The sequence below is a fragment of the Microcoleus sp. AT3-A2 genome (genome assembly GCF_036705685.1).
Classification (GTDB): domain Bacteria; phylum Cyanobacteriota; class Cyanobacteriia; order Cyanobacteriales; family Microcoleaceae; genus Microcoleus.
In genome coordinates this window covers 15,627-34,388 of sequence record NZ_JAUBVF010000015.1, presented here as the reverse complement: position 1 = coordinate 34,388, position 18,762 = coordinate 15,627, and the positions used below count along the sequence as shown (strand labels likewise).

Sequence of the window (18,762 nt, the reverse complement as noted above, 5' to 3'; positions counted from 1 at the left end):
CTATATGATGAATTCCACCCAATCCGTTTCCTAGACCGTAGCTACCGCGAAATTGGTTTCTATACAGATAGCTGGCATCTCAATAATAAACTGCGTTCCCTCGTCTGGGGTAGAAAAACACTGCAATTGACCGCAGTGTTTTTCGAGCAGAATTTTTTTGCTGATTGACAATCCCATGCCTGTACCTTTTCCGATTGGCTTAGTAGTAAAATAGGGAGTAAAAAGTTTAGAACGAACTGTCTCAGTCATGCCAGCGCCATTATCAGCAATTGTTACCCGAATGCCTGAATCAAGGCTAATGTTCTCCTGTGAGGTGCCCGGTAAAACTTCAGTCCGAATTAATATCTGGGGCTGAAAAACTGTACCTTTTTCTTTACTTACCCGCTCTTCCAAAGCATCTATAGCATTCGCTAAAAGGTTCATAAACACCTGATTGAGCTGACCTGCATAACAAGTCAAAAGCGGTAATACGTCATACTCTTTAATCACATTAATAGCAGGGCGATCTGACCTAGCTTTTAGTCTGTGCTGTAAGATCATCAAACTGCTATCAATCCCTTCGTGGATATCTACTGATTTGATTTCGGTTTCATCCAACCGCGAAAAATTTCGTAGAGACTGCACAATAAGGCGAATGCGATCGATGCCTAACTGCATGGAAGAAAGCAACTTTGGCAAATCGTCCATGATAAATGACAACTCTCCATCTTCTATTGCCTGGAGAATTTCTGCTTCGGGTTGCGGGTAATGCCGTTGGTAGAGATTCAACATATAGATGAGTTCTTTAATATAATCTTTGGCATAGGAGACATTGCCGTAAATAAAGTTAACCGGATTGTTAATTTCATGAGCGACACCTGCAACTAATTGACCGAGACTCGACATTTTTTCACTTTGAACTAGCTGGAGTTGTGTGTCTTGCAGTTCTCGGACAAAATGCTCTAAGGCAAGAGCTTTTTGGTGTTCTTTTTCTTCACTGATACGCAGTGCTTTCTCTACTTGTTCGCGCTGCTCTATTTCAGACTGCAATTTATGACCGAGACAAAAACTTCTCAAAGCTGTTAGCACTGTAGTGTATAGCTTTGATGTCGTTAATTCAGTTTTAGTTTTATAGTCATTTATATCGTAATTGATAATAACGCTTTTTTCGGGTACTTGTCCGGGTTGACCCGTGCGTAAAATAATTCGCACTAACTGATTGCCTAACACTTGGCGGACATATTTCACAAACTCTAAGCCTGCATCATCCGTTTCCATGATTACATCAAGCAGGATGATAGCCACATCAGGATGTTCTTGAATTAACTGTTTAGCTTCCTTAGCGGAATAAGCACTAATAAATTTTAAAAATTTATTTTCATAAACAAAATTTATTAAGGCTATATTGGTAGCTGTGTGAACTTGAGCTTCATCATCTACAATCAAAATTTTCCAGCTTTCTGTCGGAAAATCTTCTGATACTTCATCGGCAAAAAATAACTCTTCATCTGAGTTAACTTCATCCGCAAATAACACTTCTTCAGATGAGATTTCATTTGAAAAGCCGTAAATACTCTTGTCCATTGCTGCTTACCTTTCTTTGTTACTGATGTTGGGATTTAGGAAACTACGGTTGTGAATTTATGTAAATTTATTTGCAAGGGTAGCTTAATAATAAATTTGGTGCCGACTCCTACCTCACTTTTACATTCTATTTCACCCAGAAGTTTTTGGGTTACTAAATTGTAGACAATATGCAATCCCAACCCGCTACCACCCTGACCGCGTTTTGTAGTAAAGAATGGCTCGAAAATTTTACTTAAATTTTCTGGGGGAATGCCTTGACCATCATCGGAATATTCAAATCTAAGCCGAGATCCCTCTTGTTGCCAATCAAAAGCGAGCTGACCAGACTCGCCCGGTTCGTAAGCATGAATCAGAGAGTTCATCAGTAAATTTGTGACAACTTGAGATAATGCACCTGGATAAGAATCTAGGGCTATTTTGGTGTCTCCCTTAATTTCGATCGAATGTTTGCTATTTCTCAATTTTGGTTTTAATTGGATTAAAATTTCATCCAGATAATCTCTGACTATGAAAGTTCGTCGTTCTTCGCTAGAGCGATCGACTGCTACTTCTTTAAAGCTCCGAACTAATGCTGCTGCTTGATTGAGATTGGTTAGAAGAGAGTTGCTGCTTTGAGTGGCTATATCCAAAAATTTTTCTAGCTCGGAGCGCTTCATTTTGCCACTGTTATAAGTAGAAGCAAATTCTGTGGTATGTTCTGCCAAAGCTGACGCAACGGTGACACCAACGCCGATGGGAGTATTAATTTCGTGGGCGACGCCTGCAACTAATCCTCCCAGCGATGCCATTTTTTCTGATTCGACTAGCTTGCTTTGAGTCGCTTTTAAAGCATCCAACGTGTTGGATAATTCCTGGGTGCGATCGCACACTAATTGCTCTAAGTTTTGATTGAACTCCTGCAAGTTATTGTAGAGTTGGGCATTTTCAATGGAAATGGCTATTTGGGCCGATAACAATTTTAACAGTTCTAGTCTATCTGTAGTGAAAGCTCCTTCTGTGAGGTTATTTTCTAGGTAAAGAATGCCTGTCAGTTTGCCTTGGTGCAGCAGAGGTGTGCAGAGAATGGATTTGGGCTGAGTGGCTGCTATATAAGGATCGCGGGTAAATTGTCCCTCTTGGGTGGCGTTATTTAAAACTACGTTTTCCTGGGTGCGGATGACGTAGTGGGCGATCGCACTTGCGAGTTTTGGCATTTCCCCAGAAGCAGCTTCTGCATTGAGAGGAAGCGATCGCAGCACGCTAACTTCATCTTTCTTCACCGAACCTTCAGCCTCAATCGCCCAGTTTCCCGCTTTTTCTAAAATTAAAAATCCTTTTTGTGCGCCTGCATTTTCGATCGCAATCTTCATCAACCTTTCCAGCAATTTACTCAAAACAATTTCACCTGAAATTGCTTGAGAAGCTTTCATTACTGTGGCTAAATCTAGCGTATCTCCCAAATTAGTGCTAGTGGTAGTAGCCTTAATCGTTGTTCGGTTAACATTTGTTTGAGCGGTTGTCTTGGCTGAAGTTCTACCTAGGAATTGGGGGTATTTTTTTTCTAAATCCTCAACTTTAGCTAGAGCGCCCCAGAGTTGGTAGCTATAATGAGCATTTTGTATATAAGCTTGGGCGATCGTTTCTTTACCCCATGACAAGTAAAATTTGGCAGCCAGTTCGTGAGCGAGTGCTTCTTCGTTGATGTATTCATTTTTTTTGGCAAGAGCGATCGCTTTGTCGTATAAATCCATTGCTTCTAAATCCTTACCAGAAATCCGCGCTATTTCTGCGGCTATCAGTAAATACTGATGTAGATAATTATCTGGGCAGCTATCTGCCCAAACTTTTGTTTTTTCTAGATTATTATGTAAAATTTCCCAGTAATTTTCTTTTTCATCAATAGTAGCCTTTGAATAGACAGCCGCCAAAATTAATGAATAATAGAAATAGTGTTGAGTGATATTAAAAAAACCGAAATTATTAATTATTTTTTCATTTTCTTGAGCCAGCTTGAGAGCTTCAGTATAGTTCTCATAAATGAATAAAACTTGAGCCTTGAAAGTTATATACCAAGTCTTAACATGATAAAACTTCGTATTTTCCCAGTGTTGCAAGCACAACGCTTCACTATATATTTCATCATCGAAGCTGTATTTGTCTTTAGTCAATCCTTGTAAATTTAAAGTAGTTTGCTGTAAAGACATAAATCCATACAGCATACTTAAGTCATTTGTCTGCTTCATAACAGCTATATATTTACAAGATTCTTCATAAACCTCTTTTAGAGGCTGACCTATAATAAATCTCGTCCATATACTAAACATAATCGTCCAAACGATGTAAACTAAATCGCCACACTCTAGCCCACCTTTATAAGCTGTCCTAAAAATATCTAAGTTTGTTTTTAAATGATTATTATAAGGATTAATCCTCAAAGCAAAAAGATTAGGGACTTTACAACTAAGGCTCTTGTTGTTAAATTTATCATTGAGCTTTAAAGCTAGCTTACCAAATTCATAAGCTAGTTTATATTCATTTCGAGATGATAACAACATTCCATAAGTAACATAACCGAAGGCTGATAAATCTGTGTTTCCATACCTTAAGGACATATTGACTATCTTTAATATAGATAAATCTAGCCAATTTTGATGTCCAACATAATAAGCTACCGCCCACAAATCAATTAATAATTTAATGCTGGCTCTTTTTGTCAAGTCTCTAAGCTCATGAGCATTGATTAAATCAGCAACTTTTCTTTGGGACAGATTTAATGATACCTGTTGTAATTCTATTTCTACTGCTTTTGGTAATTCTTCTTCTGTACGAGGCAAATCCATACCCAAACATTCTAAGCCAGCAAGCGTGAACTTGAGGGCTTCATCTTTCCGTGATAAAGTTGAACAAAAGAATGTATAAAGAGAATAAATTTCTGCTTTGTCGATGGCCGATTGGCTATTACTTAAGGCTATCTTAAAAAGTTCTTCTGCTTCCTCAAGGTTGCCAGCTAAATACTCGCACTCACTTCGCTCCCTATAGAGAGTAAATGTTAATTCATAATAATTTTCCCAAGCCTGAATCCCTAGTAGTTTTATTCCTAAAGCAAAATAGGTAGCTGCTGTTTTATAGGCCGTGGAAGCTTTGGCTTTTTTGCCTGCTATTAAATTCAAATTTGACAATTTAACTTTCTGCTCTAAATCATCAATCAATTCCACACCTATATTAAGATGATTAACCAAATCGAAAACTTTTTCTTCCACTTTTTTTTCTGTCGTATTTTTTAAAAGTAGTTGACCGATTTTGAGATGAACTTCTTTTTTATGCTCTTCAGGGATAGTGGCATAAGCTGCTTGTTGCACTCGATCGTGCAAAAAATTAAAAGTAAGAATAATTAGGGCAGCATCTATTATTTCTTCTGGTGTAATTTCCAGATCAGAAATAGGTAATACTAAACCTTCCTGAATTGCTGGTAAAAGCTTTTGATAAGCGACTGCTGCTGATGTTTCATGGATAATAGAAAGGGTGTGCAAATCAAAAGTGTTGCCTACACAAGCAGCTAACTGTAAAACCTGCTGTGTGGAGGTAGGAAGTTTTCTTAACTTCCTAACCATTAACTCCACAACATTATCAGTAATGCCTATTTCCTCAATTAAAGCTATGTCCCATTGCCATTGGGGTTTACTGCCTTGAGACGGAGGAATAAATGTAAGTAAATCTTCCTGATAGAGAGTTTTGAGAAATTGATTGACAAAAAAGGGGTTACCAGAAGTTTTTCTGATTACTAATTGAGCTAATGGTTCTACTGCAATTGTGTTACCGTGTAACGTATCACAAATTAAGTTGCAAATATGTTCAATAGCTAAGGGAACTAATGTGAGGTTGTTGATAACAGAGGCTTTGGACTGTAGTAAATCAAGACTTATCATCAAGGGATGTCCGGGATCGACTTCGTTATCTCGATATGCCCCAATTAAGAACAAATAGCGCGTTTGTGCATCTGTCATCATTACTTCTAGCAACTTCAGCGTGGCAGAATCAGCCCATTGTAAATCGTCTAAAAAGATGACTAAAGGATGTTCAGATGAGCAAAACACGCCGATGAATTTTTGAAATACTGAATTAAAACGATTTTGTGACTCGGCTGGCGCTAATTCTGGCACGGCTGGCTGCTTACCAACAATGAGTTCCACTTCTGGAACGACATCAATAATGACTTGTCCGTTTTTACCCAAAACTGCTAAAAGTTTTTCTTTCCAGTGAACTAATTGTGCTTCACTTTCAGTTAGTATTTGCTTCACTAAGGATCGAAAAGCATTGATGATAGCTGCGTAAGGAATATTGCGTTGAAATTGGTCGAACTTACCCGCAATAAAATAACCCCTTGACTTAGTAATCGGTTTATAAACTTCTTGCACTAAGGCTGATTTGCCAATGCCAGAGTAACCCGACACTAACATAATTTCTGTTGTGCCATTGCTGACGCGCTCGAAGGCTGCTAATAAGGTTTCTATTTCGCGTTCTCTACCATAAAGTTTTTGAGGTATTTGAAACTTATCTGTAAGATCTTTTTGGGCGATCGCAAAATCAGCAATCGTTCCTTTAGCCTGTATTTGTTTTCGGCATTCTTCTAAATCTGCGATGATTCCCCAAGCACTTTGGTATCTTTTTTCAGCCGTTTTTTCTAACAGCTTCATTACTATATCAGAAACCGCTTTAGGAATTCCTATTTCTGGATTGATTTCATGGGGCGGTACTGCTTGTTTAGCAATATGACAGTGCACTAATTCCATTGCATCGTTGTAATCCCATGGCAGTTGCCCCGTTAGCAGTTCGTAAAAAGTTACTCCTAATGAGTAAAAATCCGTGCGGTAGTCGATCGCTCGGTTCATTCTGCCTGTTTGTTCCGGCGATATATAGCTGAGAGTGCCTTCTAAAACATTAGGATTTTTTAGGGTAGGATTCTCACGATTTAAAACAGTAGAGATGCCAAAATCTATGATTTGGACTAGCGATGTTGTCGAGTTAATAATAATATTACTGGGGTTGATATCTTTATGAATAATGTTATGTTGATGAATGTCGCCTAAAGCTCTGGTTATTTTAATAGCGGTTGCCAAAAACTCTTCTAAGGTAAGTTTGTGAGAAGCCAACCACAGCTTTAATGATTCTCCACCACTATCCTCGAAAACGATCGCCAAACTGTTCTGGTATTTTTCTAAGCTGTAGGTTTTAGGTACAGTTTCTAGGTTAAGATTGCGTGTAATTTCGTATTCCTGCTTGTATCTGACTAACGAAGCTGGCATCGGATAATCTTGCTTGAGAAATTTTAGAATGACTGGTTGGTTATCTTGCTTTCTCAATCCTCGGTAAACTAAAGAATTATTACTTTCATGTATTTGGTTGGTAATCTCGTAGCCAGCTAAGTTAATCATCTTTGCAGCCTATTTAAATAATAAATACACATTTTTTTAGCAACTCTCAATTTCTAAGTAGATGTACCCTCTAATATAAAGACTAGCCTGCACTTTAAGCAAAACTTAAATTTCAACTAAAAAAAATATTAATTTTTACATTTCTTAAAAAAAATACAAATAAAGATTTATGTTAGGAGGGCTCTCGCTCCACAACTTCCTCCAACAGCAGGCAGAACAGAGTGAAGGGATCTCGCCCTTGGTATTCAGAGGAGATGTGTACGACTTGTTATAGTTACTAGATCTATAGCCAGATATGGGGGGACTGGCGGGGGGTAAATTTGACTTTTGCAAGAACTCTAAAGAAGTTTATAGAGCAACTGCGATCGTGTAGAATCTGAAAAAATAATTTTAATGGAGTTTTGTTGCAAATGAAATTTTTGGCGATCGAAACACTAATTGTTAGTTCTATCCTTCTGTCAATCTCATCATTGTCCTCTGCTCAAAGTAATCAACAGGGCTTTACAATTCTACCCACAGGAGCTTACTACGCTCAAGGAACAATGTTCAATAACTCCCGTAGAGAGATTGCACATCAAAACAATAGAATCTGCATCAAGATCGTTGATGGTCCTGCAAATCCCTACAAAGGAGTCGAATCTATCACAATTAGCAGCGTGTCTGTTGAAAATGGGAAATACTACATTGATGCAACTGGCACAGAGCTAGTATTAAAAAACAATGGAAAAGCATTCTCTGGCGACATTCGCGGTACATGGGAGTATAGAGGTACCTCGCCAGATCGAAGGAGTCAACCCATACAAGCTCAAAAAATGGCCGAGTGTGTAGCGGCTCAAGGACGATATGTGGAGAAGATGGAAGGAATATCAATTTCAGGAATCGATTTTCCCAAGCATTAACCACGATCGAAATGGGTGGGGGCGCAACCAAAAGGCGATCTGTGGGATGCAGTAATGGGTAATCGGAGTAAGGTGCGTAGTACGCACCTTACATCATTAGGTTATGCGTCCAGGACTGTATCCTCAATCGGTAAGCAAACTCGGAGAAGTCAGCACAAAGACATCCCTGGTTCCCACTCCTTCAGATTCCGGTTTAATCGGTGTAGTAAAGTGGAAAAACTCGTGGTCATTAACCAGCAGTAATTCCCCAGGATGCAGAATTTTATTAAAAACAGGCTTCTCTTTTTTAGCCAAGTACAAATGCGTTTCCCCGCCTACAATATTAGTTCTATCTACCGAGAAAATCCCGATAAAGTCAGTACCGTCTTGGTGAATGCCTTCCGGTGCGGGGTTGCCGAAATTGTGCGGTGAACAAGTCGTCCTGATTTGATGGATGCCGATTTCAGCTTCCGGGTGAATTTTGCAGGAATCGAAAAAAGCAAAAATCATCTGTTTGAAATTATCGAGGGCGATTAGCCGATCGTCCAATTCGGCAAATTCCCGCCTGATATCACCCACTAGCGGATTGTATGTTTTGCTTTGATACAAATAGCCGTGAGGTAACTTAACTAACTCATTTCCGTTGACTGCAAACCGCGACAATCTTCTCGAACGATACTTACCTTTCACATACGGATCGACAGGCATATCGTCAAAAAATTCCTTGAAACCTTCTAGCTTAATCGAGTTTACTTTTTTGAAAGTAAACATGAAAGCATAATCCAAATGAATGGATTCTAATACGGTTTTCATAGATTTTACTCCCTGAAGCCTTGCTCCCCTCCCTAATTTAGCCTTGAGGAGGTGTATGCTTCTACTCTAGCGCAGGATTTTTGTATGTGTCGTAAAAGACACTACAAAAATTGCAAAGATATCGTAAAGCTTGCAAGATGAATCCGGTGGCTGGTTCTTCTTTTAATCCAAAATCCCCAATCTAAAATCTAAAATCGATTGACTGCTTTCACCAGCGACTGACAGGCCCGCAGGAAAACGGCAACATCGACCCCAAGTGTTACGTACTGAACGCCAGCATCAATCCACTGCTGGGCGATTTCGGGGTTTTCGGCAAAAGTACCGGCTGCTTTACCTGCTTTGCGGATGGTTTGCACTGCCTCTTGCATCATGTCTATGACTCGGGGATCGCGGACTTGGCCGGGAATGCCGATCGACTGTGACAAATCGTAAGGCCCCAGAAAAATCACGTCCACCTCTGGCACAGTAACGATTTCTGCCAGGTTGTCGATGCCGCCTTTGCCTTCGACATGAATCACAACTAAGGATTCTTCGTTGAGTCGATCGGTGATATTTGTACCTGCAGCGGTGTAAAGTCCCGCCCGCGTAGCGAAGGAAAGGCCTCGCGTACCCAGAGGACTGTATTTAGCGCTTTTGACAGCGGTTTCGGCATCGATTTTGCTTTCAATTTGAGGTACTTGAACGCCTGCACTGCCGATGTCAAGAGCTCGTTGAATTTGCGGCCCGTCGTTTTTGCGGACGCGAATAATCGGTGCAATTCCAGTGCAGTCGGCGGCGCGACACAAATCTTCAGCAGCAAGCGGGTTCAGGGGGCCGTGTTCCATATCGATAACGGCGAAATCGAATCCAGCGTGACCGCATATTTCCATGAATGCGGGATAAGCGCAGTTCATAAATAAACCGAGGACTGTTTCGCCTTGTTTAATTTTTTGTTTGAGTTGGTTTTGACGCATGGGTAATCCCGGAAAGTTGATTGTTTTTTAGCGCAGATGAAGGGAGCATCTCAGTTTTGCATTTACAGTGCGAGCGTCCCCGCTCGCGTATTGTACAATACGCGAGCGGGGACGCTCGCACTACAATAAAAAAAATGCTTTTTACAAAACTGAGATGCTCCCCAGATGAAGCCCAATTGTTTTTAATAATACAGCTAAAATATTGTCGTAATAAATTCCTTTATGTTAAGAGAATCGCTAAAAATTTTGTAGCGGCTTTTGCTTCTATCTTAAAGGGAATCAAGCACAAAAGCCAGCCCAAAATAAACATTCCTAAGATTGGTAAAAATATGGCTCCCACGGATGGTTCTACTAACCAAGCAAATAAAGCAAACATTCCAATACTGCCACTTGTCCACAGCCAAAGAATTAGAAATCCTATAACTGTTTTATGTAAACTCATCCTAATTTTGATGGAACAACCGAACTGTTGATTATGTATATCTCCTTGTATAATTGGGAACAATAAATGTCTACCGATGATGATGCGATTAATTTTGAAGGTTTTGCCAGAAATCGTTCCTTCATAGGGTTTCGCAGGTGGCTGGCTAAAGGGTATAATAATTCTAAAAACTTTGGAAGAAGTAACAACTTCGTCCAACCTGCGTAAAACTTCCGAATAAGTTAAACTGGTGGTAATTGTTAAACTCTCAAAAGGAATCAATGACCTAAAAAATTTGACAATCTTGAGCATAAGTTTTATCCGGCTGTTCAATATTTGTTGCTGGTATTAATGCCTCTTCTCTAAAAAAGTTTTCCCTGACAAGACCGCGAAATACCAGTATACTGCAAAATAAACATTTAGATGGGATGAGTGTTTTTCACGCGATGTCAAAATTAATTCCACAATCTCCGATGAAACTGAGACACTATCTATTTTTGCTCAAAGGTCGATCGATCCTTAGCCTCACCCTGGGCATAATTTCCGCGATAGGGAGCATTTCGCCAGTATTTGCCGAACCTCCGCGTAATCCAGACAATGCAGAAACTTGCGACATTTTAGTAGCAGGCGGCGGGCTCGCAGGTGCTGCTACCGCTTACGAAGGTTTGCTGGCGGGGCGCACAGTTTGCCTCACTGAAATTACTGACTGGGTAGGCGGTCAAATTTCCTCCCAGGGAACTTCCGCACTCGATGAAAGAGAGACTCAGCGATCGCTCTTATTTTACCCCCGTGGCTACCTAGAATTGCGGGAGCGGATCAAGGAACATTACGGCAGGCTAAATCCCGGAGGCTGTTGGGTTAGCTATTCGTGTTTCATGCCCTACGACGGTCACAAAATTCTATTTAACATCTTGCAGGATGCCGCTAGAAAAGGCAAAGGCACGCTGAAATGGTTTCCCAATACAGTTATTAAAGAACTAGGAATTACTCCTGCTGTGGCGGGGAATACGGTAGGGGGTCAACAAATTAAAAGTGCGATCGCCATTCAACACAAACCGGCCGCCAACACCCCGCCAATCAACACCGAAACTCTTTCTCAGACTATCGAAGATGCCTATCGCTACGAAAATTCGCCGCGATTTAACAAAACTATTATTCGGTTTATTCCTAAAGCATCTGCAACCTCCCCTAACCCCAGAAGAGGGGGGAATTCCACAAGTTCCTCCCCTTCTGGCAGTAGGGGAGGTGCTGATTGGTATGTTGTAGATGCCACTGAAACAGGAGAATTGATCGGACTTGCGGATGTTCCCTACCGCCTCGGAATTGACCCGCGTTCCCCTCTTGAACCTTCCTCCGCCAGCCCAACCGGCGACGCTTACTGCACTCAAGGTTTTACCTACACCTTTGCGATGCAGGCAACGAAGGAACCGCAGCAGCATCAAGTGCCGTCTTTTTATCAACAATACGCTCCTTACTACAGTTACGAATTGCAGAGATTGGCTAGCTTTCCTTTAGTTTTCACCTACCGCCAAATCAGGAGCATGAGACCGGATCAAAAGCGACCTTCAGACCCTAAGCAATACCCGATTTATCCGGGGGATATTTCGATGCAAAACTGGACTTGGGGCAATGACTATCGTCCCGGCAATTCTCAAGATAATTTAATTTACACTCGCGAGCAGTTGTCAGCAGATGGTCAACTGCAACCGGGGGGATGGATGGGCGGTTTGCGAACCGAAACTTTGCGAAGAGGAGAGGAAAATGCCAAAGGATTTTTCTACTGGCTGGTAACAGGAACTACTGACTCGCAGCTAGGAGAGGGAGTCAAAAAGCCTCATCCAAACAATCGTTTTTTGAGCGGGTTGGATTCGCCGATGGGGACGGCGCACGGACTTTCTAAATATCCTTATATGCGGGAGGGCCGGCGTATTATTGGCCGGCCGAGTTTCAATCAGCCTCAAGGTTTTACGGTGTGGGAAGTTGATATGTCTCGCACTGACTTTACGGCTGATTTTTATCGCCAGAATTTGTCGGAGGAAGAGTATCGCAATTTGTGGTTGGCTGTGGGTGGTTTGAATGCGCCGGCTTTGGCCGTGGGAAGTCAATCTGTTGAGGATACAACATCGCGATCGCGCGCTACGATTTATCCTGATTCTGTGGGTATCGGTCATTATGCGATCGACTTTCACCCCTGCATGACTAACAGTCCCCCGGAAGCACCAGGAAATACCGAACGCGAAGGCACTCGCAAAGGTCAAGGGCAAGCTTATCCCTTCCAAATTCCGCTGCGGGCAATGATTCCTCAGAAAATTGACAATATGTTAGTGGCGGGTAAAAGTATTGCTGTTAGCCACACAGCGGCGGCTGCTTATCGAGTGCATTCTTTTGAATGGTCTGCCGGTGCGGCGGCGGGAGTTACGGCTGCTTTTTCCCTAGAAAAGGGGATTTTACCTTATGAATTAGTGGACGAATTGCCGTCCCGCGAGCCGAACTTGGAAGTGTTGCAGTTGCGGTTGCAACAAAATGCTAATCCGATCGCCTTTCCGGGTACTTCTATTTTCAATAGTTCGTGGCAAAATTGGAAATAATGGCAGTTGGTAATCTGTAGGGCGGGCAGGATGCCCGCCGCACAATAAAATTCACTCTTTGTGGAACAGGCTTTCGGGCCTGTTCCTGACGCCCCACAATTAACTCGTTACCAGGAAGAGCCTGCTAACCAGTATAAAATAACAAATAACTAAAGAGTTGATAAACAGCAATTTGTCATCTATCTTTCGATAGAAGCAATCAGACACTGCTTTAGTCTGATAATATCAATAATCTCAAAAATATTCCCCCCTTCCCCTTCAAACTCCCCAAAGGTAACGGTCATGTCAACTGCACAGATAACAAGCCCCAATTCCAATAATGGTTATGCCAAACAGTTACTTAGAACCTTAGTCGCAGTCAAAAAAGGGGACTTTTCAGTTCGGATGCCCATAGACCAGACCGGTCTAGCGGGAAAAATTGCTGACGAACTTAACGACATTATCGAGCTCAATCAGAAAATGGCGGCCGAACTCGATCGCATCGGCACAGTTGTCGGTAAAGAAGGCAAAATCGCCCAGCGAGCCACCATCGGCAGCGCCGAGGGGTCATGGGCAGCTAGCGTCAACTCTGTCAATACCCTAATTACAGATTTAGTGCAACCAACCTCTGAAACCGCCAGAGTAATTCGGGCCGTAGCAAAAGGAGATTTATCGCAAACCATCGCCCTAGAAATAGAAGACAGACCCCTCAAAGGAGAATTCCTCCAAACAGCGCAAATTGTTAACACAATGGTAGACCAGTTGAGTTCATTTGCGTCGGAAGTAACGCGGGTGGCTAGGGAAGTAGGAACCGAAGGGAAATTAGGGGTGCAAGCTGAAGTTAAAGGAGTTGCCGGAACCTGGAAAGATTTAACGGATTCAGTTAACTCGATGGCGGGGAATTTAACAGCCCAAGTGCGGAACATTGCGGAAGTGACAACGGCGGTGGCAAATGGCGATTTATCCAAAAAAATTACAGTAGATGTGAAAGGCGAAATTCTCGAACTGAAAAACACGATTAACATCATGGTGGATCAGTTGAGTTCCTTCGCGTCGGAAGTAACGCGGGTGGCTAGGGAAGTAGGAACCGAAGGGAAATTAGGCGTCCAAGCTGAAGTTAAAGGAGTTGCCGGAACCTGGAAAGATTTAACGGATTCAGTTAACTCAATGGCGGGCAATCTTACCGCACAGGTGCGGAACATTGCCGACGTGACGACTGCTGTGGCAAATGGCGATTTATCTAAAAAAATTACAGTAGATGTTAAAGGTGAAATTCTGGAGTTAAAAAACACGATTAACATCATGGTGGATCAGTTAAATTCCTTCGCATCTGAAGTAACGCGGGTGGCGAGAGAAGTAGGTTCCGAAGGCAAACTTGGCGGTCAAGCAGAAGTTAAAGGAGTGGCGGGAACTTGGAAGGATTTAACGGATAGCGTTAACTTCATGGCAGGCAGTTTAACAGCACAAGTCCGCAACATCGCTGAAGTGACAACCGCTGTGGCAAAGGGCGATTTATCCAAGAAAATTACCGTTGATGTTAAAGGCGAAATTCTCGAACTAAAAAACACCGTCAACACGATGGTTGACCAGTTAAATTCCTTCGCATCTGAAGTAACTAGGGTTGCTAGGGAAGTGGGAACCGAAGGGAAGTTAGGCGTGCAAGCTGAAGTGCAGGAAGTAGCAGGAACCTGGAAAGATTTAACGGATTCAGTTAACTCAATGGCGGGGAATTTAACAGCACAAGTTCGCAACATTGCTGAGGTGACAACGGCGGTTGCTAACGGTGATTTATCTAAAAAAATTACGGTACAGGTTAAAGGCGAAATTTTAGAACTGAAAAACACCATTAACGTGATGGTGGATCAGCTTAATTCCTTTGCATCAGAAGTAACCAGGGTTGCTAGGGAAGTGGGTTCCGAAGGTAAACTCGGCGGTCAAGCAGATGTCCGAGGCGTAGCAGGAACTTGGAAGGATTTAACGGATTCAGTTAATTTTATGGCGGGTAGTTTGACAGAGCAAGTACGGAATATTGCGGCTGTTACTACTGCGGTAGCAAATGGCGATTTATCCAAAAAAATTACTGTAGATGTTAAGGGTGAAATTCTGGAGTTAAAAAATACCGTCAACACGATGGTTGATCAATTAAATTCCTTTGCTTCGGAAGTAACTAGGGTGGCTAGAGAAGTAGGAACCGAAGGGAAATTAGGGGTGCAAGCTGAAGTTAAAGGAGTTGCTGGAACTTGGAAAGATTTAACGGATTCAGTTAACTCGATGGCGGGGAATTTAACAGCCCAAGTGCGTAACATTGCCGAAGTGACAACGGCTGTAGCAAATGGTGATTTATCTAAAAAAATCACAGTAGATGTGAAAGGGGAAATTCTCGAACTGAAAAACACGATTAACATCATGGTGGATCAGTTGAGTTCCTTCGCATCTGAAGTAACCAGAGTTGCTAGGGAAGTAGGAACGGAAGGTAAATTAGGTGTGCAAGCTTACGTGCGGGGTGTAGGGGGAACTTGGAAAGATTTAACTGATAATGTTAACTTGATGGCGGGGAATTTGACGGCGCAGGTGCGGAATATTGCGGAAGTGACGAAAGCGGTGGCAAATGGTGATTTGTCTAAGAAAATTACCGTCGATGTCAAAGGCGAAATTCTGGAGTTGAAAGATACTATTAATGTGATGGTGGATCAGCTTAATTCCTTCGCTTCTGAGGTGACGCGGGTGGCGCGGGAGGTGGGAACTGAGGGTAAATTGGGCGGTCAAGCTGAGGTGAAAGGAGTTGCGGGAACTTGGAAAGATTTAACCGATAATGTTAACTCGATGGCGGGGAATTTGACGGCGCAAGTGCGGGGTATTGCTAAGGTTGTGACGGCGGTGGCGAATGGCGATTTGAAGCGCAAATTAATGCTGGAAGCTAAGGGAGAAATTGCGACTCTGGCAGATACGATTAACGAGATGATCGATACGCTGGCGACGTTTGCCGATCAAGTGACTACAGTGGCGCGGGAGGTAGGAATTGAAGGGAAATTGGGCGGCCAGGCGAAGGTTCCGGGCGCGGCGGGAACGTGGCGAGATTTGACGGATAATGTGAATGAATTGGCGGCGAATTTGACTACTCAACTGCGGGCGATCGCCGAAGTGGCAATTGCTGTTACCAGAGGCGATTTAACGAGGTCAATTTCCGTCGCCACTGAAGGAGAAGTTGCGATTGTTAAGGACAACATTAACCAGATGATCGCCAATCTGCGGGAGACGACGCAGAAGAATACTGAGCAAGATTGGCTGAAAACCAACCTTGCTAAGTTCACTAGAATGCTACAAGGTCAGCGGGATTTAGAAACTGTTTCTAAACTAATTCTCTCAGAATTGACGCCCCTGGTTTCTGCTCAGCATGGCGTATTTTTTATGATGGAAGGTGTGGAGCATGATCCGTTTCTCAAACTCTTAAGTACCTACGCATACCGCGAACGCAAACAGTTAGGAAATAGATTCCATTTAGGCGAAGGTTTGGTAGGACAGTGCGCCCTGGAAAAGGAACGAATACTGTTGACTGAAGTGCCGGAAAACTACGTTAAGATTGGATCGGGCCTGGGAGAAGCTACGCCCTTGAATGTCGTGGTTTTACCCGTACTATTTGAGGGAGAAGTGACGGCAGTAATCGAGTTAGCTTCGTTCCGCCGCTTCAGCGAAATACACTTGACGTTTCTCGACCAACTTACAGAAAGTATCGCCATTGTTTTAAATACAATTGCGGCGAGTATGCGGACGGAAGAGTTGCTAAAACAGTCACAGTCTTTGGCAGAAGAGTTGCAAACTCAGCAAAAAGAACTAACGGAAACTAACAAGCGTCTCGAACAACAAGCGCAGTCGCTCCGTGCATCGGAGGAACTGTTGAAGAGTCAGCAGGAAGAGTTGCAACAAACGAATGAAGAACTAGAAGAACAAGCTGAATTGCTAGCGCTGCAAAATAAGGAAGTTGAGCGGAAAAACCGAGATATAGAACAGGCGAGGGGGTTATTGGAAGAAAGAGCCGAACAGTTGGCTCTAACTTCTAAGTATAAGTCGGAGTTTCTGGCAAATATGTCTCACGAGTTGCGAACTCCGCTGAATTCGCTGTTGATTCTGGCTCGATTGCTTTCTGACAATACTGAGGGTAATTTGACTCAGAAGCAAGTTGAATACACGCGCACAATTTACTCGGCGGGAAATGATTTGCTGGGGCTGATTAATGACATCTTGGATCTCGCTAAGATTGAATCAGGCACGATGTCGGTGGAAATTGAGCAAGTGTTGTTTGGGGACTTGCGAGATCATTTGGATCGAACTTTCCGCCAAATCGCCCAGGATAAGAAGTTGAGTTTTAAAATTGATCTTGAGGGTGGGTTGCCAAAAGGTCTCTATACTGATGCTAAGCGGCTGCAACAAGTTTTGAAGAATCTCCTCTCGAATGCGTTTAAGTTTACAGAGCGAGGTGAGGTAAAATTGTGTGTCGAAGTAGCGCGGGAAGGGTGGAGTTTAGAGATAGAAAGTTTAAGGAATTCCCCTACTGTTTTGGCTTTCTCAGTTAGCGATACGGGGATTGGGATTTCTGCTGAAAAACACCGGGTTATTTTTGAGGCTTTCCAACAAGCTGATGGTAGCACTAGCCGCAAATACGGGGGAACGGGCTTGGGTTTGTCAATTAGTCGAGAAATTGCTAATTTGTTAGGGGGAGAAATTCAATTGACAAGTCGCCCTGGTGAGGGTAGTAGGTTCACGCTTTATCTGCCGCAAACTTACCAAGAATCCCGAATAATGAATGATCAGGAATCGGGAACAGGCAAGCAAATGGCTCAATTGCCATCTGCTATTTCTTCAGCAGTTCCTTCGCCGAATTTCAACTTGCCGATCGCGCCTTACCCCTCACCTTTAATCTTAGATGACCGAGAAAATATTGAGAATGACGATCGCGTGCTGTTGATTGTCGAGGATGATGTAAACTTCGCTCGAATTCTGTTGGATATGGCGCAGGAACAGGGTTTTAAAGGTTTGGTGGCTTTGCGGAGCGATATCGGCTTGGCGATGGCGCGAGAGTTCAAGCCAACTGCGATTATGCTGGATCTAAATTTGCCTGTGATGGATGGCTGGACAGTGCTCGATCGCTTGAAGCACGACCCAAGTACGCGCCACATTCCGGTTCACATTGTATCAGTTGAAGAAGGGCGGCAGCGCAGTTTGCAGTTAGGGGCGATCGCGTACCTACAAAAGCCTGTCAGTCGCGAAGCTTTGAGCAAAGCTTTAACTGATATTAAGGGGTTTGTGGAGCGGCCAGTGAAGAATTTGCTAGTTGTGGAAGACGACGAAACACAGCGTCTGGGCATTGTGGATTTAATCGGCAATCACGATGTTTCTACAACGGCTGTGGGGAGTGGTGCAGAGGCGCTAGAAACTTTGAAATCGGGGCATTTTGACTGCATCGTCCTCGATTTGGGACTGCCAGATATGACTGGTTTTGAACTGATTGAGCAGATCAAGCAAGATGCTACTTTGAAAAGTCTGCCGATTATTATTTATACGGGCAAAGAGTTGACTAGAACAGAAGAAACTCAACTCAAGCGCATGGCGGAAACAATTATTGTTAAAGATGTGCGATCGCCGGAACGTTTGTTAGATGAAACAGCTTTGTTTTTGCACAGAGTCCAAGCAAATTTGCCGGAACCGAAGCGCCAAATGCTAGAGCAATTGTATCAAACAGATTCGACGCTCACGGGCAAAACAGTCTTGATAGTTGACGACGATATGCGGAATATTTTCGCCCTCACGAGTATGCTGGAGCGCCATAAGATGAAAATTGAGTATGCTGAGAATGGCAGAGAGGGCATTGCTAAATTGCAAAATACGCCTGAGATAAATATTGTGTTGATGGACGTGATGATGCCAGAGATGGACGGTTACGAAACAATGCAAGCAATTCGTAATATGCCTCAATTTGCTTCCTTGCCAATGATTGCTCTGACTGCGAAAGCTATGAAGGGCGATCGGGAAAAATGTATCGAAGCTGGTGCGTCTGACTACATTACCAAACCTGTTGATACGGAACAGTTGCTCTCGCTGCTGCGTGTTTGGCTTTATCGATAATGGAAAGAAGGAAGAAGGAAGAAGGAAGAAGGA

At 42.8% G+C, this 18,762-nt stretch carries 8 protein-coding genes; 3 read left to right on the top strand and 5 right to left on the bottom strand.

Translation table 11 applies throughout. The features are described 5' to 3' along the window. Positions 1-30: 30 nt before the first annotated feature. Both QUB37_RS11515 and QUB37_RS11510 read right to left on the bottom strand, forming a co-directional pair. On the bottom strand, positions 31-1,563 hold the full coding sequence (locus tag QUB37_RS11515) for an ATP-binding protein (protein ID WP_333161994.1): 1,533 nt from the start codon (positions 1,561-1,563) through the stop codon (positions 31-33). A gap of 35 nt (positions 1,564-1,598) precedes the next feature. Next, complete coding sequence (locus QUB37_RS11510; RefSeq protein ID WP_333161992.1) at positions 1,599-6,977, bottom strand: ATP-binding sensor histidine kinase; 5,379 nt, start codon at positions 6,975-6,977, stop codon at positions 1,599-1,601. Between the two features lie 410 nt (positions 6,978-7,387). Between QUB37_RS11510 and QUB37_RS11505 the strand changes: the two genes are divergently transcribed. Further along, on the top strand, positions 7,388-7,876 hold the full coding sequence (locus QUB37_RS11505) for a hypothetical protein (RefSeq protein ID WP_333161990.1): 489 nt from the start codon (positions 7,388-7,390) through the stop codon (positions 7,874-7,876). Positions 7,877-7,999: 123 nt separating this feature from the next. Here QUB37_RS11505 and QUB37_RS11500 read toward each other — a convergent pair whose 3' ends face one another. The 3 genes from QUB37_RS11500 to QUB37_RS11490 form a co-directional block, all read right to left on the bottom strand. Further along, positions 8,000-8,668 (bottom strand): 2OG-Fe dioxygenase family protein, encoded by a 669-nt coding sequence (locus QUB37_RS11500; RefSeq protein WP_333146038.1) that lies wholly within the window; start codon positions 8,666-8,668, stop codon positions 8,000-8,002. A gap of 188 nt (positions 8,669-8,856) precedes the next feature. Continuing rightward, positions 8,857-9,621 carry an aldolase/citrate lyase family protein gene (locus tag QUB37_RS11495; RefSeq protein WP_333161988.1) on the bottom strand — a complete coding sequence of 255 codons (765 nt, stop codon included), beginning with the start codon at positions 9,619-9,621 and terminating at the stop codon, positions 8,857-8,859. A gap of 220 nt (positions 9,622-9,841) precedes the next feature. Then, the gene (locus QUB37_RS11490; RefSeq protein WP_333161986.1) at positions 9,842-10,354 is read right to left on the bottom strand and encodes a hypothetical protein; all 513 of its coding nucleotides are present in this window, start codon (positions 10,352-10,354) and stop codon (positions 9,842-9,844) included. Between the two features lie 134 nt (positions 10,355-10,488). Between QUB37_RS11490 and QUB37_RS11485 the strand changes: the two genes are divergently transcribed. Both QUB37_RS11485 and QUB37_RS11480 read left to right on the top strand, forming a co-directional pair. Then, positions 10,489-12,630, top strand: coding sequence for an FAD-dependent oxidoreductase (locus QUB37_RS11485; protein WP_445300021.1), 2,142 nt, complete (start codon positions 10,489-10,491; stop codon positions 12,628-12,630). Positions 12,631-12,912: 282 nt separating this feature from the next. Beyond that, positions 12,913-18,729 (top strand): HAMP domain-containing protein, encoded by a 5,817-nt coding sequence (locus tag QUB37_RS11480; protein ID WP_333161984.1) that lies wholly within the window; start codon positions 12,913-12,915, stop codon positions 18,727-18,729. Positions 18,730-18,762 lie beyond the last annotated feature (33 nt).